The sequence below is a fragment of the Aeribacillus sp. FSL W8-0870 genome, assembly GCF_037963755.1.
In the GTDB taxonomy this organism is placed as follows: domain Bacteria; phylum Bacillota; class Bacilli; order Bacillales; family Aeribacillaceae; genus Aeribacillus; species Aeribacillus composti.
Window position 1 is genome coordinate 187,501 of sequence record NZ_CP150165.1, and the last position, 20,622, is coordinate 208,122.

15 protein-coding genes, 8 tRNA genes, 4 pseudogenes and 1 CRISPR repeat array (1 of these 28 only partly in view) are annotated in these 20,622 nt (G+C 38.4%); of the genes and pseudogenes, 26 read left to right on the forward strand and 1 reads right to left on the reverse strand.

Features of this window, described 5'->3' with window-relative positions:
• The 9 genes from NSU02_RS01025 to NSU02_RS01065 form a co-directional block, all read left to right on the forward strand.
• A tRNA-Thr gene (locus NSU02_RS01025) sits at nucleotides 1-45 on the forward strand (it extends 28 nt beyond the left edge of the window).
• A gap of 93 nt (nucleotides 46-138) precedes the next feature.
• A tRNA-Glu gene (locus NSU02_RS01030) sits at nucleotides 139-213 on the forward strand.
• A 1-nt stretch (nucleotide 214) separates the two neighbouring features.
• Nucleotides 215-290, forward strand: a tRNA-Val gene (locus tag NSU02_RS01035).
• A gap of 95 nt (nucleotides 291-385) precedes the next feature.
• Nucleotides 386-458 (forward strand) — tRNA-Thr (locus NSU02_RS01040).
• Nucleotides 459-470: 12 nt separating this feature from the next.
• Nucleotides 471-555 (forward strand) — tRNA-Tyr (locus NSU02_RS01045).
• A gap of 108 nt (nucleotides 556-663) precedes the next feature.
• Nucleotides 664-738 (forward strand) — tRNA-Gln (locus tag NSU02_RS01050).
• Nucleotides 739-943: 205 nt separating this feature from the next.
• Nucleotides 944-1,019, forward strand: a tRNA-Lys gene (locus NSU02_RS01055).
• 5 nt (nucleotides 1,020-1,024) lie between these two features.
• Nucleotides 1,025-1,096 (forward strand) — tRNA-Gly (locus tag NSU02_RS01060).
• Between the two features lie 496 nt (nucleotides 1,097-1,592).
• Nucleotides 1,593-1,811 carry a 2-hydroxymuconate tautomerase family protein gene (locus NSU02_RS01065; RefSeq protein ID WP_066251730.1) on the forward strand — a complete coding sequence of 73 codons (219 nt, stop codon included), beginning with the start codon at nucleotides 1,593-1,595 and terminating at the stop codon, nucleotides 1,809-1,811.
• Nucleotides 1,812-1,889: 78 nt separating this feature from the next.
• Here the strand turns inward: NSU02_RS01065 and NSU02_RS01070 are convergent, their stop codons facing one another.
• Complete coding sequence (locus NSU02_RS01070) at nucleotides 1,890-2,675, reverse strand: MerR family transcriptional regulator (protein ID WP_066251727.1); 786 nt, start codon at nucleotides 2,673-2,675, stop codon at nucleotides 1,890-1,892.
• 304 nt (nucleotides 2,676-2,979) lie between these two features.
• Here NSU02_RS01070 and sigW point away from each other — a divergent pair, with 304 nt between their 5' ends.
• The 17 genes and pseudogenes from sigW to NSU02_RS01155 all read left to right on the forward strand — a co-directional run bounded on the left by sigW (nucleotide 2,980) and on the right by NSU02_RS01155 (nucleotide 20,621).
• On the forward strand, nucleotides 2,980-3,543 hold the full coding sequence (sigW, locus tag NSU02_RS01075) for an RNA polymerase sigma factor SigW (RefSeq protein WP_063388712.1): 564 nt from the start codon (nucleotides 2,980-2,982) through the stop codon (nucleotides 3,541-3,543).
• Between the two features lie 14 nt (nucleotides 3,544-3,557).
• Complete coding sequence (locus NSU02_RS01080) at nucleotides 3,558-4,160, forward strand: anti-sigma factor (protein WP_063388713.1); 603 nt, start codon at nucleotides 3,558-3,560, stop codon at nucleotides 4,158-4,160.
• Nucleotides 4,161-4,316: 156 nt separating this feature from the next.
• Nucleotides 4,317-5,135, forward strand: a complete 819-nt coding sequence (gene cdaA, locus NSU02_RS01085) for a diadenylate cyclase CdaA (protein ID WP_063388714.1) — start codon at nucleotides 4,317-4,319, stop codon at nucleotides 5,133-5,135.
• Complete coding sequence (locus NSU02_RS01090; RefSeq protein ID WP_339193847.1) at nucleotides 5,128-6,486, forward strand: CdaR family protein; 1,359 nt, start codon at nucleotides 5,128-5,130, stop codon at nucleotides 6,484-6,486. The genes cdaA and NSU02_RS01090 overlap by 8 nt, the downstream gene beginning before the upstream one ends.
• 29 nt (nucleotides 6,487-6,515) lie before the next feature.
• Nucleotides 6,516-7,862, forward strand: a complete 1,347-nt coding sequence (gene glmM, locus NSU02_RS01095) for a phosphoglucosamine mutase (protein WP_063388716.1) — start codon at nucleotides 6,516-6,518, stop codon at nucleotides 7,860-7,862.
• Between the two features lie 1,238 nt (nucleotides 7,863-9,100).
• Nucleotides 9,101-10,903: a glutamine--fructose-6-phosphate transaminase (isomerizing) gene (glmS, locus tag NSU02_RS01100; protein ID WP_066251722.1), complete on the forward strand. Its 1,803-nt coding sequence runs from the start codon at nucleotides 9,101-9,103 to the stop codon at nucleotides 10,901-10,903.
• Nucleotides 10,904-10,998: 95 nt separating this feature from the next.
• A pseudogene (locus NSU02_RS01105) lies at nucleotides 10,999-11,264 on the forward strand (hypothetical protein); the annotation flags it as partial.
• 816 nt (nucleotides 11,265-12,080) lie between these two features.
• Nucleotides 12,081-12,375: a CRISPR direct-repeat array (repeat unit 30 nt; unit sequence GTTTCAATTCCTCATAGTTAAGATAAAAAC).
• 532 nt (nucleotides 12,376-12,907) lie between these two features.
• A complete protein-coding gene (locus tag NSU02_RS01110; RefSeq protein WP_339193850.1) occupies nucleotides 12,908-14,683 on the forward strand; it encodes a DNA/RNA non-specific endonuclease in 1,776 nt (591 codons plus the stop codon).
• 1 nt (nucleotide 14,684) lies between these two features.
• A complete protein-coding gene (locus NSU02_RS01115) occupies nucleotides 14,685-15,095 on the forward strand; it encodes an immunity protein YezG family protein (protein WP_144598442.1) in 411 nt (136 codons plus the stop codon).
• A gap of 770 nt (nucleotides 15,096-15,865) precedes the next feature.
• A pseudogene (locus tag NSU02_RS01120) lies at nucleotides 15,866-16,642 on the forward strand (recombinase family protein).
• A 158-nt stretch (nucleotides 16,643-16,800) separates the two neighbouring features.
• Nucleotides 16,801-18,036 carry an IS110 family transposase gene (locus NSU02_RS01125; protein WP_144598441.1) on the forward strand — a complete coding sequence of 412 codons (1,236 nt, stop codon included), beginning with the start codon at nucleotides 16,801-16,803 and terminating at the stop codon, nucleotides 18,034-18,036.
• A gap of 65 nt (nucleotides 18,037-18,101) precedes the next feature.
• Nucleotides 18,102-18,452: pseudogene (locus tag NSU02_RS01130) on the forward strand (hypothetical protein); the annotation flags it as partial.
• Nucleotides 18,453-18,461: 9 nt separating this feature from the next.
• Nucleotides 18,462-18,950, forward strand: a complete 489-nt coding sequence (locus NSU02_RS01135; protein WP_144598439.1) for an SMI1/KNR4 family protein — start codon at nucleotides 18,462-18,464, stop codon at nucleotides 18,948-18,950.
• 158 nt (nucleotides 18,951-19,108) lie between these two features.
• Nucleotides 19,109-19,564: pseudogene (locus NSU02_RS01140) on the forward strand (transposase); the annotation flags it as partial.
• A 64-nt stretch (nucleotides 19,565-19,628) separates the two neighbouring features.
• On the forward strand, nucleotides 19,629-19,916 hold the full coding sequence (locus tag NSU02_RS01145) for a polymorphic toxin type 35 domain-containing protein (protein WP_339193853.1): 288 nt from the start codon (nucleotides 19,629-19,631) through the stop codon (nucleotides 19,914-19,916).
• A 2-nt stretch (nucleotides 19,917-19,918) separates the two neighbouring features.
• Nucleotides 19,919-20,353 (forward strand): hypothetical protein, encoded by a 435-nt coding sequence (locus NSU02_RS01150; RefSeq protein ID WP_063389142.1) that lies wholly within the window; start codon nucleotides 19,919-19,921, stop codon nucleotides 20,351-20,353.
• Complete coding sequence (locus NSU02_RS01155; RefSeq protein WP_339193857.1) at nucleotides 20,346-20,621, forward strand: colicin E5-related ribonuclease; 276 nt, start codon at nucleotides 20,346-20,348, stop codon at nucleotides 20,619-20,621. The genes NSU02_RS01150 and NSU02_RS01155 overlap by 8 nt, the downstream gene beginning before the upstream one ends.
• The last annotated feature ends 1 nt before the right edge of the window (nucleotide 20,622 follow it).

Consider the following 20,622-nt stretch of genomic DNA (forward strand, 5'->3'; position numbering starts at 1 on the left):
TCCATGGTAAGGAAGAGGTCACCGGTTCGAGCCCGGTTGGAAGCTTTTCAAAAGCAAAGCAAATCTTTTCTTGATTTCTATCTATGCCATGTGCTAAAATGTCGAATGTCGGTTGTCATTAAGTTATGAAAATGAAATGGCCCGTTGGTCAAGTGGTTAAGACACCGCCCTTTCACGGCGGTAACACGGGTTCGAATCCCGTACGGGTCACCATGGAGGATTAGCTCAGCTGGGAGAGCACTTGCCTTACAAGCAAGGGGTCGGCGGTTCGATCCCGTCATCCTCCACCATGTACTAAACAAGCTTTTCTTAAACAAGTTTAATGAGGCTGGCATAACAATTTAAACAAAGGTAAAAACTGAGTGTGATTTAAAGTATTTATTGCGCCGGTGTAGCTCAATTGGTAGAGCAACTGACTTGTAATCAGTAGGTTGGGGGTTCGATTCCTCTCGCCGGCATTTTTAATAATCGGAGGGGTAGCGAAGTGGCTAAACGCGGCGGACTGTAAATCCGCTCCCTTAGGGTTCGGCGGTTCGAATCCGTCCCCCTCCACCATGCCGAAGAATGTTATGAAACATTGAAATCACATTAAACAACAAAATGTTGTATAAAGTGATTTTTTTATTGGTACAATATAATTAGTCAAGAGATGAATGGTGATATTGGGCTATAGCCAAGCGGTAAGGCAACGGACTTTGACTCCGTGATGCGCTGGTTCGAATCCAGCTAGCCCAGCCATTTATTATAAAAAGACAGTTCATGTCTGTTCTTTTTTTTGTAAAAATGTTAGATAGAAAGTAAGATTTAACTAGATTTTACAAAGGGCAAAGCCTCGTCGAATAAGCAGCGAGTTGTCCCGACGCATCCAGCATCCTCGAAAGATCAGGAAGAGGAAGGGACATCTGACAAATGAAAAATGGATTAGAAGAAAAAATTTTTTTACGAGCCATTAGCTCAGTCGGTAGAGCATCTGACTTTTAATCAGAGGGTCGGAGGTTCGAATCCTCCATGGCTCACCATTTGTGCGGAAGTAGTTCAGTGGTAGAACACCACCTTGCCAAGGTGGGGGTCGCGGGTTCGAGTCCCGTCTTCCGCTTTTTAAATTCAACGGGGAAAACTTTATAAAATGAGATGAACTTAATTCCTGACAAGAAATTGTCAGGATTTTTTTATTTGAAATGTTACTAATTCTTCGATTATATCTAATCCTCGCTTTTGAATCTCAAAATAATGTAATAGACTATATGCAGGAGCATTCGCCTTTTTAGTCCCATAACAGCCTTTTAAATTTGGATATACCATTGAAGGCGAATTGTATTTTTCCTTTTAGTATTGGTAATGCGGTTGTTCCGAAATGGAACCATGACCTAAATGATTTTTTGGTTGATTTTAAAAATTAGTCTCTTTTCCAGAAGATTGTTGCTGTAGAGGATGATTTGTGTAAAACATTTTGCATACAATGACTGCCCAGCAAAGGTTTTTACGGGTGTTGTGACGAAGTATATCGACAAACTTCTGTCTTGTTTCATTTTTTGAAATAGCACAGATCCGGATGATTATAAATTCAAATGGCTTAAAGGGGGTGTGATTCGATGCCTTTTATCAACGTAAAGCTGGCTAAAGGAAGAACCGCAGAACAGAAACAGCAGTTTACTGAGGCAATAACAAAAGCAGCAGCGCAAATACTAAACGTGAAAGAAGAATGGGTTACAGTAGTTTTCGATGAATATGAAAGAGATAATTGGGCTTCCGGCGGAACACTTCACTCGATAAAATTTGGGGAAGGTTTCGGGAAAATGGGAGCTGAATGAATATCCATCATCCTGTAATTCAAAGATAAAAAATGACCTCCCCAATTGGAAAAGGGGAGGTGAAGTTTTTTCATTTGCCTAAAGTCGGTCAATATTTTCATCTTGGAGAAACCCAGCTTTCATCGCATAATGTTCCATCACTTGCTGAAGCCACTCCTCTTCCTCCTGTGTAAATGGAGATGCCAATTTATTTTCAATAGTTTTAATTTCAGCTTCATCTAAATTCCCGATAGCACTAATTAATTCTTTTCCGATAAATTCTAATATTGTTTTCATATATTTTTCGACTAACGCTTCTACCTCAGGATCATCGACAGGTCTTCCTGCCAATCTTTTTGTTTCTTGGGATAATTGGATGTATTCTTTGTCAAGGGAGATCATTACCTCTTCAGGCTGATCAAAAAGCTTTTCAGCTACTTCTTTTGACGTATAATGTTCTAACCATTTGCGCTGTTCTTTTTCTGTTTGTATGCTCTGAATAAGACTCATTAAAACATTGCTATCCACTTCTTTTTCTTCTTCTAAAATCGTAAGAATTCGTTTAATGGCTTTGAGCACTTCTTCAATATGTTCCTTTCGTTCTTCAAGCGCTTCTTTTTGGAACTGTAAAGTTTCCTTTAAGTTTAAATCGAAGTTGGTTTCATTAATTAACTCTTTGATTTGTTCTAAACTGTATCCTAAAAATTTAAGACTGACTATTTTTTGAAGTGTCAATACATCATGAGCAGAGTATAATCGGTGTCCAGAACGAGGATTTTTTTTCGGTTTGAGCAGTCCAATTTGATCATAATAATGCAATGTTCGGATTGTTGTTCCCGTCTTTTTAGAAAATTCGCCAATCGTAAAGTAAGTCTCTTCCTTCACTTTAACATCGCCCCCCAAACACTTATCTTTATAAACCTATTGTGATCATAATACCTAACGTGGCGTGAGGTGCAACCCCTCTGAAAAAATTTGTAATGTCATTTTTCATTATGACAAGTTGGACGTTTCTTTATAAAAAGCCCAGAAATGGGAATAAGAAAGGTTTTTGCTACAAAAGGAAAAAATTTTTCTTGCAGATGAAAACATAAATTCCTAAAATTTGCTAGAATAGATTTATAAAAAAATGAAACCTTTGGGGAACGAATTCGTATCATGATGTACCCGCAACTGCGGAGGTAGAAAAATGGAAGAATTTATAAATAAAAAGATCAAACAAATTAAAAAAGGCGACCAAAATGCATTTGCAGAAGTTGTTGAATTATATAAAGATAAAATTTTTCAACTTTGTTATCGAATGCTGGGAAACGTCCATGAAGCTGAGGACATAGCACAGGAAGCATTTATAAGAGTGTATATGAACATCCATTCATTTGATATGAACAAAAAATTTTCTACATGGATTTATCGGATTGCAACCAATTTATCGATTGATCGTATTCGGAAAAAGAAGCCGGACTATTATTTAGATGCAGAAGTTGCGGGGACTGATGGCTTAACAATGTACTCCCAAGTATCATCTGATATTGCAATGCCTGAAAAAGAAGTTGAAGCAATTGAACTGCAAGAAACGATTCAAAAGGAAATTTTAAAACTGCCGGATAAATATCGATCAGTCATCGTATTGAGATATATTGAGGAGCTATCCTTGCAAGAAATCGCAGAGATATTGGAACTTCCAGTCGGAACAGTTAAAACAAGAATACACCGGGGACGGGAGGCTTTACGCAAACAATTAAGGCATTTGTGATTGGGGTGAGTAAGATGAAATGTCCTAAGCATGTAGTGGAGATGATCCATAAGTATTTGGACGGGGATTTGCATGAGGATGAAGGCCGTGAGTTAAAAAAACACTTGCAATCTTGTGAGGATTGCAAGGCACATTATCAAGAATTGGAAAAAGCTGTAGCGTTTGTCAAGAGTATCTCACATGTTGAAGCACCGGCAGATTTTACGCAAAAGGTGTTAGAAAAATTGCCGAAAGAAAAGCGTACGGTCTCAACTAGACGCTGGTTCCGAAATCATCCTTTCTTTTCAGCCGCTGCACTATTTGTTATTCTAATGACTGGAAGTTTATTTGCTTCTTATGAAGAAAGCCAATTCAGCGTAACAAAGTATGATAATTTGGTTGTTGACAACCGTACTGTTATTGTGCCTGAAGGAGAAACGGTGAAAGGTGATATTACTGTTAAAAACGGTGATATTAAAATAGAAGGAAAAGTTGAAGGAAATGTAACGGTGATTAACGGAGACCAATATTTGGCTTCTGCCGGTCAAGTTACCGGAGAGGTTGAGGAAATAAACGAATTGTTTGAGTGGCTGTGGTATGAAGTAAAATCGACTCTGTCAGAGGTTTTTAAACAATAGGCCATCTTTAGTAGGATGGTCTATTTTTATGTTTAAGTGCATTTAGGAAAAGTTATGATATAATAAAGTGGAATTTTGATTAGAGAGATTTTCAAACCTAGAAGTTTGATTAGAATAGATCAATCGCGATTTGATGAACTATTGGAGGAAAACAATATGACCTTAGGGGATTTTTCTCTTTTGCATTACCTCATAGATGTCATTGATATTCTCCTCGTTTGGTTCGTTATCTATAAATTGATTATGGTGATTCGTGGAACGAAAGCTGTTCAGCTTTTAAAAGGAATTATCGTAATCATTATCGTTAGAGTGTTAAGCCAATATTTAGGCTTGAATACTTTGCAATGGTTAATGGACCAAGTGTTGATTTGGGGTTTTTTGGCTATCATCATTATTTTCCAGCCGGAGTTTCGCAGAGCCCTTGAGCAATTAGGAAGGGGGCGTCTATTTGCAAGGGCAGCTAGCCAGGAAGATGATGGGCAAACAAACATGACCGAAGCAATAGCAAAAGCTGTTGAGTATATGGCGAAAAGGAGAATCGGTGCTCTCATTTCGATTGAACGAAAAATAGGAATGGAGGATTATGTTGAGACCGGTATACCGCTAAATGCCCATATTTCTGCTGAACTATTAATTAATATTTTTATCCCCAATACCCCTTTACATGATGGTGCAGTTATTATACAAAAAGATCAAGTGTCCGCTGCTGCCTGTTATTTGCCGCTTTCCGAAAGCCCGTTTATATCGAAGGAGCTGGGCACACGCCATCGCGCTGCAGTGGGAATTAGTGAAGTAACCGATAGTATAACTATCATTGTTTCTGAAGAAACAGGCGGTATATCGATTGCCAAGGATGGTGAGCTGCATAGACATTTAACTCCAGAAACGTTAAAGGAGATGCTCTTGGCTGAGTTTAACCGTACGAAAGCTGCTTCCTCTAGCCGCTGGCAATGGAGGGTGAAAAAGAATGGATAAATTAATGAATAGCAACTGGTTTATGCGCATCATTGCATTGTTGCTAGCGCTCATGCTATATGCTTCAGTGAATATAGAATCGCCTGCTTCGAATAATGAAGAAAAATACAATATATTTCGGTCGCCATCCACAACCGAAACAGCTACAATTACAGATGTGCCCGTAAACGTATACTATGACGACCGTGCATTTGTTGTCACCGGTATTCCCCAAACCGTCACCGTTACGATTGAAGGGCCCAAAAGTATTGTCACTACGACAAAACAAGTCAAGGACTTTGAAATTTTTGCAGATTTAACGGATTTATCCGTTGGCACGCACAGTGTCCGTTTGAAACATAAAAACTTGTCTGACCAATTGGAGGTTGACATTGATCCGGCTGTCATTACAGTAGGTATTCATGAAAAGGTATCTGAAAATTTTCCGGTTGAAGTGGATGTTATTAATAAAAACAAAATGAAGGAAGGCTACATTGCGGAGCGTCCGATTGTTAAACCGGACAGTGTAAAAATTACAGGCGCAAAAGAGCATATTGATGCTGTAGCTGTTGTGAAAGCAACAGTAAGTTTGGAAGGTGCTGATGGAACAGTTGTACAGAAGTCAAAAGTGGCAGTATACGATGCAAATGGGAACATCCTGCCTGTTACAATCGAACCGTCAGCGGTTACCGTAACAGTGCCGGTAGAAAGCCCAACGAAATCGAAATCTGTACCCTTAAAAATCAAAACAACAGGAAAGCTTTCTGATGGACTGAGCATATCATCGATTCAATCGATCCCTAGCCAAGTGATAATTTATGGTCCAAAGGATGTGCTAGAGCAAATAGAGTCTATTGATGATGTATCTGTCGACTTAAGCAAAATCAAAGAAAATGCGACAGTTGAAGCTGATGTTCCGGCTCCGGATGGAGTGACAAACGTAGTCCCGAATAAAGTTCAAATTAAAATAGATATTGAAAAACGAGAAGAAAAGACGTTTAAACAGGTGCCGATCAAAGTCATCGGTTTAGGAAACGATCAGGAAATTGAATTTATTGATCCGGACACAGGAAAGCTGGATGTTGTTGTGCGAGGAAAAGACAGTGTTTTGAAAAACGTAAAAGAATCTGATATCGAATTGTATGTGAATGTTGCAGGGTTAGATGAAGGAGAACATGAAGTAAATGTGGAGGCCAAAAACCGTTACAACCTCTCGACAGTTTTATCGAGTGAAAAAGTGAAGATTCGCTTATCCAATAAAGAAAACTCGTTGGAAGAAGCAGATAATGAAAGAAGAAATCAAATAGAAGAAAATAACGATTCAGTTGAACCATCTGAACAGAAAAAGTCTGCTGAAGAAGCTTCAAATTAAGTGATATTTTTTAAAAGGAGCGATGATTCATGGGAAAATATTTCGGTACAGACGGAGTAAGAGGAGTTGCCAACAGTGAACTCACTCCTGAATTAGCGTTTAAAATAGGACGCTTTGGCGGGTACGTGTTAACAAAAGATAAAAATAGACCAAAAGTGTTGATTGGCCGGGATACCCGCATTTCAGGTCATATGCTTGAGGGTGCTTTAGTTGCCGGGCTTCTTTCCATTGGCGCCGAGGTAATGAGGCTTGGAGTCATTAGCACACCAGGTGTTGCTTATTTGACAAAGGCATTAGGAGCCGAAGCAGGCATTATGATCTCCGCTTCGCATAATCCTGTTCAAGATAACGGAATAAAATTTTTTGGCCCTGATGGTTTTAAGCTTTCCGATGAACAAGAAGAAGAAATTGAAGCGCTGCTCGATCAAGAAGAAGATAACCTTCCTAGACCGACCGGCTCTGATCTGGGGCAAGTGAGCGATTATTTTGAAGGCGTACAAAAATACTTGCAATATTTAAAACAGACGGTTGACGAAGAGTTCACTGGTTTACATATCGCTTTGGACTGTGCGCACGGAGCCACATCATCACTAGCTACACATCTTTTTGCCGACTTGGATGCAGATGTTTCGACAATCGGTGCATCTCCAAATGGTCTGAATATTAACGATGGGGTTGGGTCTACTCATCCAGAAACGTTAGCGGAATTTGTGAAAGAAAAAGAAGCAGATATAGGTTTAGCGTTTGACGGTGATGGGGACCGTTTGATTGCCATTGATGAGAACGGAAAAATTGTTGATGGGGATCAAATTATGTTTATTTGCGCCAAATATTTAAAAGAGCAGGGAATGCTGAACGGGGACACTGTTGTATCGACAGTTATGAGCAACCTAGGCTTTTATAAAGCTTTGGAGGCAAATGGACTAAAAAGTGTTCAAACCGCTGTCGGCGATCGCTATGTTGTCGAAGCGATGAAGAAAAACAACTACAATTTAGGTGGAGAGCAATCCGGACATATTATTTTTCTTGACTACAATACGACGGGTGACGGTCTTTTAACAGCGATTCAGCTTGTCAACATAATGAAGACAAAAGGCAAAAAGCTTTCTGAACTTGCGAGTGAAATGAAAAAATTCCCGCAGCTTTTGATCAATGTAAAGGTGCAGGATAAGCAGGCTGTCATGGAAAATGAAAAAGTAAAAGCTGTTATAGAAGAAGTAGAAAAAGAAATGAACGGAAATGGAAGAATTCTCGTACGTCCTTCCGGAACAGAACCGCTCGTTCGTGTAATGGCCGAAGCGCCGACGGAAGATGAATGCCAGCGGTACGTGAAAAAAATTGTGGAAGTCATCAAAGCGGAAATGGGCGTTGAATGATGAAGAGACGGGGGCTGTCCGATAAGTCTCTAAAATAAATAAGTGGAGAAAAACAATGCGTTTTTCTCCACTTGCTTGTGCGCCCGGCATGGGTGTAATCTATAGGGTGAAAGTCCCGAGCTGCGAAGGCAGAAGTAGCAGTTAGCTTAACGCAAGGGTGTCCGTGGTGACGCGGAATCTGAAGGAAGCGAGCGGCAAACTTCCGGTCTGAGGAACACGAACTTCATATGAGGCTAGGTATCACTGGGTGAGTTTGCAAGACAAAACAAAGCCCTTTCTGCCGAAGGTGATACAGAGTAAATGAAGCAGATGGATGGAAGGAAAGATTACACTCTTACCCGGGGAGGTCTGGCTGGCACGCCAAGTAACCTTGGTAACCTATCTAGTGATAGATAGCTGAACAGTCAGAAGTCAGCAGAGGTCATAGTATTAGTTGGTCTAGAACAACTAAGAAGGACCGAACAATTAAGAGAGAATAGCCCTTGGCATTCAGTGAGTCATGATGAACACAGAAAACGTAGTACCTCACTTGAGGGAGGAAGCGGTGAATCCCGTGGGAGATCTCTTGGAGGGTGGAGTGACCACTGGCATAAAGAGAACAGCTATTCACGGAAGTTATAAAGACTTGCGTCAATTATCTTAATTGAACCGCCGTATACGGAACCGTACGTACGGTGGTGTGAGAGGACGGGAGTTAATCGCTCCCTCCTACTCGATTTATTTTTCGATTTTTACCTGAAAGTAGCTGGCGGATGCCGGTTACTTTCAGGAGGTTGTGGGGAGGCAAGCTCCCTTTCTTTATTGAATATTCATTGTATCGAGAAAACGCTTGAAATCATATAATACAATATGGAAAGACAGAAATGAATTGACGAACTGCTTTTCCATATTGTAATATATAAATTGTTTTAGCACATTCTAGAATAGAAAGGTGGGCAGTTAGAAAATTTTTTATTGTAAAGCGCCTGGACTAAGCAGGAGCGGACATCTGCTTAGTTGACGAGGAGGAGGTTTATCGAAGTTTCGGCGGATGCCTCCCGGTTGCCTTCCCGTACAGCCGTAAAGTCACGTCTTAAAACAAAGAGGCGACTCTTTGCACAAAAAGACTGTGACATAACGGGATACATTTTACAAAACATGTGTGAGGGGACAGAGAAGCTTTGATGGCTGGAAAGAGATCTGTCCCCAGTTGTTCAGGCTTCTTTTGTCCCCTTTAAATGGGGAGGAAACTAAAGACTATGTGCGGAATTGTAGGATATATCGGACAACAAGACTGCAAGGAAATTTTATTGCGCGGTTTGGAAAAATTAGAATACAGAGGCTACGACTCTGCAGGTATTGCAGTATTAAACGGAGAAGGAACATATGTATTTAAAGAAAAAGGACGCATTGCGGAGCTTCGTGAAGGTGTGGACAGAAGTGTTTCAGCTTCCATCGGAATTGGCCACACACGGTGGGCTACTCATGGAGCGCCTAGCAAAGAAAATGCGCATCCTCACCAAAGTGCATCCAAACGCTTTACACTTGTGCATAACGGTGTCATTGAAAACTATTTGCAAGTAAAGCGTGAGTATTTACAAAATGTTGAATTAAAAAGTGAAACGGATACGGAAGTTATTGTTCAAACAATTGAACAATTTGTCAACAAAGGTTTAAGTGTCGAAGAAGCATTTCGCCAAACATTATCCTTGTTGAAGGGATCTTATGCGATCGCTCTATTAGATGAAAATAACCGAGACGTGATCTATGTTGCGAAAAACAAAAGCCCTCTTCTTGTGGGACTTGGCGGAGACTTTAATGTTGTTGCTTCAGACGCCATGGCAATGCTGCAAGTAACAAATCAATTTGTCGAATTAATGGATAAAGAAATCGTTATTGTCACTCGTGATCAAGTGACAATCAAAAATTTAAACGGGGACGTAATAGAACGCGCTCCATATACTGCTGAACTTGATGCAAGCGACATTGAAAAAGGAACATACCCTCACTACATGTTGAAAGAAATTGATGAACAACCGCTTGTTATACGTAAAATTATTCAAAAATATCAAGACGAACACGATCAATTAAAAATTGATCAAGAAATTGTTCAAGCTGTTCATGAAGCGGACCGCATTTATATTATAGCGTGCGGAACGAGCTATCACGCAGGGCTTGTAGGAAAGCAATTAATCGAAAAATGGGCAAAAGTACCGACAGAAGTGCACGTTGCCAGTGAATTTTCATACAATATGCCGCTTTTATCAAATAATCCGCTGTTTATTTTCATTTCACAAAGCGGAGAAACGGCAGACAGCCGTGCAGTGCTTGTTCAAGTGAAGGAGCTTGGACATAAAGCATTAACTATAACGAATGTTCCGGGTTCAACTCTTTCCCGTGAGGCGGACTATACGCTGCTGCTTCATGCCGGACCTGAAATTGCGGTTGCGTCTACAAAAGCATATACAGCACAAATTGCGGTTCTTGCCATTTTAGCAGCTGTTGCAGCTGAAACAAAAGGAATCAAGCTTGATTTTAACCTATTGCAAGAACTTGCCATTATTTCGAATGCAATGGAAACACTATGCGGCCAAAAGGATGAAATGGAACAAATTGCCCGAGACTATCTTTTGACAGCTCGAAACTGCTTCTTTATCGGCCGTGCCGTTGACTATTACGTCTGCTTAGAAGGCGCGCTCAAATTAAAAGAAATTTCCTACATTCAAGCGGAAGGATTTGCCGGCGGCGAGTTAAAGCATGGAACCATTGCGTTAATTGAGAACGGAACACCGGTCATTGCTTTATCAACCCAAGAGCATGTAAACTTAAGCATTCGCGGAAATGTAAAAGAAGTTGTTGCCCGCGGTGCATATCCATGCGTTATTTCCATGAAAGGACTTGAAGAAGATGATGACCGTTTCATCTTGCCAAAAGTTCATGAAGATCTAACTCCGCTTGTTGCCGTCATTCCAATGCAGCTCATTGCATACTACGCTGCCCTTCACCGCGGCTGCGACGTCGACAAACCACGCAACCTAGCCAAAAGCGTAACAGTCGAATAAAGCAATTGGGCAGTGGATATGTGGCTTTGAATAAAGTCATAAAAAATTGCACAGTTTTACCCCTTTAGATTATGATTGTCTAAAGGGGTGTTTTTATGTCCAAAAGAAGAACATTTAAAGCTGATTTAAGTAGATCGTTGCTCAAGTATAGGTTTTGATATTGGCATTGGTTAAACATTCAAGACGACCTTTACTAGATCGCTCTGCTCATTTAAAGGGAATTAAAACGAATAGGCAGCACGAGTTTTTATCAGATTTAGAACGAAACCACTTTTATTTAACTGAATATTCTGATTTTTATGTTGATATTGGAGAACAGTTTCCTTTATTGCCGTTGGAAGAAACAATTGTCATTTCCAATTGTAGTGCCCGGATTAAGCGATAGACCGTTTTCCACCCAGTAATTCCGTCTTCAGTCACTTCATTAAAACCAGCTCTACCGCCATAGGTTTTATTCAGTCATCTTTGAACCTCTAAAACTCTTTCATCCATTCTCCTTTTCTCCTTTCTTTTCTATTAACTTACAATTCAATCTTATTTTGTTTAGAAAAGAGAAAAATATAGTAAAAATCTTTAAAAAGTCAGGAAAAAGTAAACAATTCATTTAATCTTTTTTACGGTGATTTATAAAATTTTTGTAAAGTTATTACTAGCTCAAAAAGTTTAGTTTGTTTTCTGCAAGAAAAAAATACAGAGTGTTGCAGTATATCTTTATCAAAATTTTGAATAAATATACATATATGTATGTGATCTATCCATCAAGGGCTTGACATGGATTCTCTAACGAGAAGCGTGCTTAAATGAAATGTCAGAGAAACAACGTGAAATGTTGATTTATAGGGTGATAACTTCAAAGAAGGATTTTGAATAGTGGAACATATAAAAGATTGATCAAAGATGCAAATATCGAGTATAAGTAAGCAATCCGAAGATTTTTCCGAGGCTTTTCCGTCAGACTTTCTTTTTCTTCTGCCTAAAATCTCTATAATCCCTTTACCGATGAGATCTCAGACTTTGTTGGTCTTTTTCCTGTGGTGTTTCTCACGGTATAGAATCGACATTTGAAAATAAGTATTGCAAAAGAATGTTGAGACTTAAGGATCTAGATGTAACTAATGTTGAAAGCCCTCATTTCAAAAGTGGAACGAATACTTCTTCTATTAATTATTCATGTAAGGTTTCAATTCCTCATAGTTAAGATAAAAACAAAAAGCACTAATATTTAGTCGTTTCGTTGCACCAATGCTTCAATTCCTCATAGTTAAGATAAAAACGGTCAATTACCAAGGACTTAGAGATGACCCTAACAAGGTTTCAATTCCTCATAGTTAAGATAAAAACAGTCCACAAACTAGGATTCCGATAGCAAACAACGGTTTCAATTCCTCATAGTTAAGATAAAAACTAAAAGAAAGTAGATTCAAATATGCGGATATTATCTTGTTTCAATTCCTCATAGTTAAGATAAAAACCTCAAAAAATGTTGTTAAATAAGCATTTCATTTTTAATGCTTGACTGGTTATTTTTATTTTAACGAAAAGGGGAATTTTTATCAAATCTTTGATTTGCTTGTGCTCAATGAAGATTTGAAAGAGTCGTCGATCCCCGGGGATTTTTGCACGATTGGGGGTCGACGACTCTTTTTTATTTCCGTTTAAAACAGATTTCAAAGTTTGCCTGCCGACAATGAAATCCATGTTGTATCAACCATTTTACCTGACCCATCTGTTTTAATAAAGTAAACATCCGGCTCATTCCCTTCTCATTCAATTGAAGGAAGAGTGAGACCATATTTTTAACGTTTCATTCTGGAAAAATTGGTTTAGGTCTATTCGATCGGTTCCTACGATCTAAAATAAGAACATGATCTGAAAAACGAATGGTATTTTTTACTTAAAATTCCCTTTTTTTCTTTCAATTTACCAAAACTTCCATTATTTTCTTATATAATGAAACAGACAGCTATTCCACATATTGGAATCCATTTCGTTTCAATCGGAGGCATGAAGGCAGTGGATGTCAAGTATATCCCTTCTGAATGGGAAAAGACGAAGAAAGGTATTGGCGATCTGGTCGGTCTCGGTGTATGGGGCAAAGGCATGATTGATAAATTAAAAGATCTAAACGATCTTCTCGAAGACGTTCAAGCAGACATCGCCAAATATGACACAGACGGTGTCATCTCTTTCACCCACACAGACCGAAAAAAACAATATCAACTATTATATGAAGATTATCTCGTCTTGCACCGCTTTAGCAGCCGTGTCGGAGAGATTGTTGACCGCACCATCGATGATCCGTTTTATCAAGAGATCGATGCTTTTGTGGAAGCGATGCGCAACTTATCTATATCAAAGATCAAAACGAAAAACCACATTGGCGCCAAAAAAACAGTTGTCGCTCCCAGAGCATACGGCACACAACAAACAATCGACGTGCCGAAAGCGGAAGTTGGACTAGAAGATCTGTTCAGCGAAAGGAACTACTATGCCAGACTGATGGAACAGGAATACGCTTCATGGAAAGAACTGAACCCTAAAGCAAATTTTTCGAAACAAGAATATATACAAACAGCATTGAATTCCCGGGCTTTTCAGTATGAATCGATCAAAGATGGGCAGATGAACAAAGAATTTTGGGGGCAAATAACAGCACTTGCTGTCATAGTAGGCACTTCTTTCATTTGTCCGCCAGCAGGGATGGCATTGGGGGCAGCTTATGGTACACTAGAATTAAGTTCAGCCGTTTCCGGAAAAGACTGGATTTCAGGGAGAGAGTTGAAAACAGACGAACGAGTATTTCGTGGTGTCCTTTCTCCACTGGATATCGTCCCTGGCGTAAAGGGGCTTTCTAAATTCAGCAGCGCCGCCCGTTTTTCCTATCTAAGAGAAGCCAGTGATCTAAAATTATTAGCGACGAAAACGGGCTTGCAGTCCAAATCATCTGTCCGGGATATGGTGGTTCGTGCAGAAAAAGGCATATTCCCCCGCATCAGAAATGCTAAAAGCTTGGCAAAAGAAATCCCGCACCATTTGAAAAACAAAAGCGCAAACAGTGCACTGAAAACCGCCCGGTTCGTAGACAACGCCCTGACCAATCTGAAAAATACAATCCCTGACCGGCAAATGGGATTGGCCATGGAAGGGGTTGGGAACGTTAAAGTTCCGCCCAAAAACACCTATGGATTGGAGAATAAAGTTCGAGCTTATCTGAGTGAGAAGACGGGGTTAAATCTAGGCGAAGGTAAAGCAGGCAACGATGGCGTTGAACTTGGCACTAAGGGTACGGGTAATACTTCTAAAAAGGTAAGCTATGGAGAGCATTATACAAAAGTTGATGGTAAGAAAGCATTGAAACCTAATATTGAATATACAACCAAAGAAGGTTACCATTATAAAACTGATGGTAATGGAAGAATATCAAGTGTAGAAGCTAAGTTGCAACTTGGTAAAGCTGACCGGAATCCGTATGCACAAAGGACAGTTGGTAGGGAAGATAGATTATCAAATGATGATGGAGGACATTTGATAGCTAGTATTTTCAAAGGTCCAGGTGAAATTGACAATCTAGTACCGATGAATGCTAAATTAAATAGGAGTGAGTATAAATCGTTAGAAAACGCATGGAAAAAGGCGTTACAAGAAGGTAAAGAAGTAATAATTAATGTGAAACCCATATATGAGGGAAATTCAGTTAGACCAAGTGAATTTAAAATCAATTACACTATTGATGGAAAAAAATATTCAGATAGATTAACAAATTATACAGGAGGTAATTAAGTTGGAAACTAAAAAAATGGAGCAAATATATCAAAAAATTGCGAACACATTAGTTAAGATGATTCCAGAAGATTGGAGTAAGATTTATTTGTATGCTGAGTTAAGAGAAGGTTATAAAAAAGTTTTTTTCTACTATTATCCTGAAAATGGAGTGAAACCAGTGTATAGTCTTGACATAAATGATTTATTTTATGTCAATGAAGAAGAGTATGATGGGTTAGAAAATGATTTGTATAACTGTTTTTCTAAGTTACGTGAAGAATTTATAGAACAAGACCAAGAACCGTGGACAAACCTAACTTTCATTTTAGATAACACAGGTAAAATGAAGATAAATTATGGATATGAGGATATTTCTCACCTTTCTCCTGTAGAAAAACAAGAAAAATGGGAAGCTGAATATTTAAAGTAGAGCATTCTACTAATATGAAGTTTGAAATGCTTAGTTGAATAAGCATTTCAAACTTTTTTAAGGTATGCAATCTAAAAAGAAAGTTTTTAAATTGGGCAGAATGATGCCCCTTTAAAAGTCAAAAACTCATGAAGGCTGTACCATCATAGAGTTTTGTTTTAATACTAGGGTAAGATAATAAGAACGAGAATTAGGCGAGATGACATTTTTTAGACAGGAATTGTTATGACATTGCATAAGCAACAAATGAACGAGAGCGAACAAGTTCGAGGGTTTAAACATAACACTTGTCAAGAAATAAAAAAGATGTCATACTGTCGATATAGAGTACATTAAACTTAAAACCTTAAAGAGATTGATAAATTTAGATAACGAATAAACTTAAAGCACTTGATTGGCTATTACAGGCGACAAGTGCTTTTTGCATTTTCGTATGAAATGTTTAAAAACGTCATATTTGAATTAAAAACTTATGAAGGCTGTACCATCATGGAGTTTTGTTTTAATACTTAGGTAGGGTGAGAAAAACGAGAAATAGACGAGATGACATTTTACATAGGAGAGATAGTTATGACATGGCATAGCTAACAAACTAACGAGAATGACAAAGCTCGTGGCGATAAACAAGGGGGAACGTAAAAAGGTGTTCGAAGACAGCGCTGGCCAATAAATTTTGGGTTGTATTTTTAATTGAGACGGTCGTATAATACTCGCTATTCGTTTAAAAAGCGTTACACAAATTAAAATTTATGTAACGGGAGGGTGAAAAGTTGAACGTTGTCGGGTATATACGAGTCTCTACACAAGGGCAAGCGAAAGACGGATACAGTTTAAAATATCAAGAAGAGGAAATCAAAGCATACTGTGAAGAGAATAGCTTGAACTTGGTACATATTTTTAGAGATGAAGGAATCAGTGGCGCAAAACTAAACGAAGAAGCACTAGAAATCGATAGGGTGAGCTTACAGGAGATGTTGGCTCATCTTGCGTCTACACAAATACAGTATGTGGTAGTGCTAAACACAAGTCGATTATGGCGGTCAGATATTGTAAAAGTACTGATTCAACGAGAACTGAAAAAATATGGTTGTGATATTAAAAGCATTGAACAGCCGTTTTACAGTATTCATAAAAAAGCCCCAAATGATTTCTTAGTAAATGGTTTGATGGAATTGTTAGACCAATATCAACGGCTTGAAATAGCACTCAAACTAACGAAAGGAAGAAATAAAAAAGCAAGGGAAGGAGGATATGCAGGAGGTCGGGTAACATTTGGTTACACTAAGCAAAAAGGCGAAAAGGAACTCAAGATACATAATGTTCAAGCAGAAGCAGTGAAATGAGTATTTGAGCTTAAGTAAAGATATAAGCATTGGTCTTTGTCTAGACTGGCAGAAGCATTAAATGACGAAGGTTATCGAACAACAAAAGGTAAACGATTTACGAAAGTACAAGTGAAACGGATTTTAGATCGAGAAAGATTTTATCAAGGGATTTACACATACGGACAAATACAAGCAAATGGTAAACATCAAGCAATAATTTAACAAATGAATTTAAAAAAAGTGCACATTTTCTTATAGGTTACCATGTAACGTTGAAAATGGATAGGCTTTCGTACCAATGCGCACCAGAAGGTGAACGCTCGAACTAAGGTTGCCGGCATTTTCATCTAATGATTGACAACTGAATCGGAGGATGAGCGATGCACAAAAAGCAGAGGTACTTGTATGTGGGTGTTGACTTACATAAACAGCATCACACGGCTGTCATCATGAACTGTTGGCAGGAGAAGCTTAGGGAAATACAGATTGAAAACAAGCCATCTGCTTTCTCTACGTTTTTATTAGAAGTGAATCAGCTCGCTGGTGAACAGTTAACACCTGTGTTTGGATTAGAAGATGTGGGAGGATATGGTCGAGCATTAGCGAAATATTTAATGGATCATGAACAAATCGTGAAAGAAGTGAATCCGGCTTTGTCGTTCGCCGAACGGAAAAGTCACATGACGACACAAAAAAGTGATAGCTGGGATGCAGAATGTGTGGCACGCATACTCGTCAACAAACTAGACCATTTACCAGATGCAAAACCGAATGACTTATATTGGTCAATACAGCAATTGGTGACAAGAAGAAATGCATTAGTCAAAGCACAAAGTGCTTTAAAAAATCAACTGCACATTCAATTGAGTTACCACTATCCAAGCTACAAAAAGTTTTTCTCAGAGGTGGATGGAAAAACGGCATTAGCATTTTGGGAACGATACCCGTCACCTTCATGTTTAGACGGAGTAAGTGTGAAACAGTTGACATGCTTTTTATTAGATGTCAGTCATAATACATGTTCAGTAAACAAAGCAAACGAAATACTAAAGCTTGTGAAAGAAGATGGACATACAATGAAAGAACATCAAGATACACGAGACTTTCTCGTGAGAAACATCGTGCAAGAGATTTCGTTTATAAAGCAGGGAATCGGCAAGGTGGAAAGAAAATTAAAAGAGTTAATGAGTTTACTAGATTTTCAATTAGAAACGATGCCGGGCATCGACCTCGTCACAGCATCTGGATTTATAGCAGAAATAGGTGACATCAGACGCTTTCCCAATGCTAACAAATTAGCACGATTTGCGGGGATTGCACCTGTTTACTTTGGTTCTGGTGGGAAAGGTAAGGAACAAAAAAGCAAACAGGGAAATCGGACGCTACACACTTTATTTTACAATCTAGCCGTACAGCAAGTACAAGTGGCAAAAGGAAGTAAATTGAAGAGGAACCCTGTGTTCCATGCTTACTACCAACGCAAGCTTAAAGAAGGGAAAACAAAGGGACAAGCATTGGTGTGTATCATGAGAAGACTTGTGAATATTATCTACGGCATGATGAAGCACAAAACAGCTTATCAAATGCCAAAAATGAAAGGGAATGAAGTAGTTTAATAAGGGTTTAGATAGGTTGTTTTTTATTTTTAACTTTTAAGATTACAACATAGGGTACGGGTAATGTTAGACCGTATGATGTCGTACCGTATCGTCCAAGCAATGCACCACTAGAAAATCACCATGGTATATTAGATGTCTGGGCTAAGCATAATGTACCAAACTATGTAAGTAGAGGTGCTGATACCCCTACAGTTGCTTTGACAAAAGCACAACATGATGTCACAAAAGCAGTATATAGACAATGGTTATACGAAAAAACCGGTAAAAACGTTGGAGGAAAAGTAGATTGGAAAACAGTTTCGCCGAGAGAAATGCAACAATTAACAGAGAGAATGTTCGATGCTGCTGGTGTTCCCCAGTCTGCTAGAAGAGGGTATTATCGTGCATTTCATCAATATATTCATCGGGAGTAGTGAAGAAAAATGAGGATTGAGAATTTAATTAATAAAATAAAAAGTTTAGGGGATTGTGTAGTTTATCCTCCAGCTGGTATTCCAAATGTGAGTACATCGCATATTTTACCTGATGATGTGTATAAGTTTTATGAGTTATGTGGGGGGGCGCTTTTATTTGAAAAGGCTGATTATTCCATTTTAATAGTCCCTCCTCAGGATTTTCAGTTAGCTAACCCTATTATTGTAGGGGAGTTATGTGAAGAAGATATTTCATCCGATTGGTATATCTGTGCAACGGATAGAAATGGAGAGTACATTACGATTGATTTGAATCCGGGTAGGCTCGGTAGGTGCTATGACAGCTTTTATGATAGGCATGGGGTGGTAGGAGAGTGTTCTATTATAGCGACTTCTTTTACCGATTTATTAGAACGATTGATAGAAAATAGAGGTAGACATTGGTACTGGCTACAAGAAGATTTTATACCGTTAGGTGATGCTTACGATGATTTTTAAAGCCATTTTTGAGAAAGGATGCTTCTCAGGATTCCTCCCCGGATTTAAAAAATTATATAAGGTATTTAACAATAAATTGAAAACCTTGACTGGCTATATGCCTTTCAAGGTTCTTTTTATTATTAATGGTTTCACTTAACAAGCAGGAAATGGCATTGGTCGAAGGAGAACTAAGAAAATTAATGAAATTACTCGATTACCAACTGGAGACAATGCCGGGGATTGATGTAGTGACAGCATCCGCCTTGGTTGCCGAGATTGGAGATATTCAGCGTTTTCCAAATGCCAATAAACTTGCTCGTTATGCGGGAATTGCGCCTGTGCATGTTGGCTCTGGAGGAAAAGGAAAAGACCACAAAAGCAAACAAGGCAATCGAACGTTACATGCGTTATTTTATCAATTAGCGATACAACAAATACAAGTGGCAAAAGAAAGTAAAAAGCCAAGAAATCCTGTATTTTATGAATACTACCAACGCAAGCGAAAGGAAGGCAAAACAAAAGGACAAGTGTTGGTTTGTATCATGAGAAGGCTTGTGAACGTTATATATGGCATGATGAAGAATAAAACCGCTTATCAATTGCCGAATATAACAGAGCGAAAGGTAATTTAATAGGTGGTCTTTTTTTATAATAGCTTTTAAGATTACTACATAGGGTACGGGTAAAGTTAAGCTATTGCCTTCTTCTAAAGTACATGATGGAATAGGGAAACTTAACAGTAATCAGATAAAGCATATTATAAATGGAAGTAAAAAATCTAATCATCAATGGGAAAAACTTGTGCCTGATAAGAATTGGGGGAAAATAAAAGAAATTATCATCGATGTAATACATAATGGTGCAGATATAACTTATAAATCTGTTTCTTCTAGAGTTAAAATGGTTAATGGACAATTGGTACAGGTGACATACAAAAAACTACCTGATGGAACAATAAGAATATCTGATGCGTGGGTGAAATAACTATGAAGGAAAAGATAAAGCAATTAATAACATCGGGTGATTTTCAAAAAGCAAAAGAATATATTGAGAATGAAGATAGAAATACTTTAGAGCAAGTTGTTCTTGAATTAGGTTTTGATGAAGAGAGTATAAGTGCTTATTCATTTGTCTGTTATTTGATAAATAATAATGAGACTGCATATTATCATTACTTAGCTTCAGAGTTATTAAGTACTGCATTGTGCCATTTACCAGACGCTTACGCAAGTGCATTATACCATTCTAAAAGAGCAGTTGAATTAAGCCCTGAAGATGTTAGCTTGAAAGAACATTTGTTGTTATTCCATGACATTCCAGAAAAGTTAATTAGTAAAGAAGAAGCTAAAGCAATTGCTCAAGAAATATTAAAGATAATGCCAAATAGCGAAGCTGCAAAAAATGTGTTACACAATGCATAAATTTAAAGACCTTGAAAGAGTATTAAAAAGCCAAAATATAAAAATCAAGTTGCTCAAGCGTGGATGGACTAAAGAAAGTATAGCTAAAGCAATAAACAATCCATACAAAACTGCTAAATCGGTAAACAAATATACAGGAAACTCAGTAACTGTATACTATAAAGATAAGATACACTATGTTGCAGTAGATGATGGTACAGGGAAAGTAATACAGGTTTCGGATTTAAATAAATCAAATTGGGTATTTGACCCTACGTTTTCTAAATAGG

Excerpts from the sequence above, each read along its gene's own strand:
- glmS (WP_066251722.1), top strand. The coding sequence starts at position 9,101 with ATGTGCGGAATTGTAGGATATATCGGACAACAAGACTGCAAGGAAATT.
- NSU02_RS01155 (WP_339193857.1), top strand. The coding sequence starts at position 20,346 with ATGCATAAATTTAAAGACCTTGAAAGAGTATTAAAAAGCCAAAATATA.
- NSU02_RS01135 (WP_144598439.1), top strand. The coding sequence starts at position 18,462 with ATGAGGATTGAGAATTTAATTAATAAAATAAAAAGTTTAGGGGATTGT.
- NSU02_RS01125 (WP_144598441.1), top strand. The coding sequence starts at position 16,801 with ATGCACAAAAAGCAGAGGTACTTGTATGTGGGTGTTGACTTACATAAA.
- glmM (WP_063388716.1), top strand. The coding sequence starts at position 6,516 with ATGGGAAAATATTTCGGTACAGACGGAGTAAGAGGAGTTGCCAACAGT.
- NSU02_RS01090 (WP_339193847.1), top strand. The coding sequence starts at position 5,128 with ATGGATAAATTAATGAATAGCAACTGGTTTATGCGCATCATTGCATTG.
- NSU02_RS01150 (WP_063389142.1), top strand. The coding sequence starts at position 19,919 with ATGAAGGAAAAGATAAAGCAATTAATAACATCGGGTGATTTTCAAAAA.
- sigW (WP_063388712.1), top strand. The coding sequence starts at position 2,980 with ATGGAAGAATTTATAAATAAAAAGATCAAACAAATTAAAAAAGGCGAC.
- NSU02_RS01065 (WP_066251730.1), top strand. The coding sequence starts at position 1,593 with ATGCCTTTTATCAACGTAAAGCTGGCTAAAGGAAGAACCGCAGAACAG.
- cdaA (WP_063388714.1), top strand. The coding sequence starts at position 4,317 with ATGACCTTAGGGGATTTTTCTCTTTTGCATTACCTCATAGATGTCATT.
- NSU02_RS01110 (WP_339193850.1), top strand. The coding sequence starts at position 12,908 with ATGAAGGCAGTGGATGTCAAGTATATCCCTTCTGAATGGGAAAAGACG.
- NSU02_RS01080 (WP_063388713.1), top strand. The coding sequence starts at position 3,558 with ATGAAATGTCCTAAGCATGTAGTGGAGATGATCCATAAGTATTTGGAC.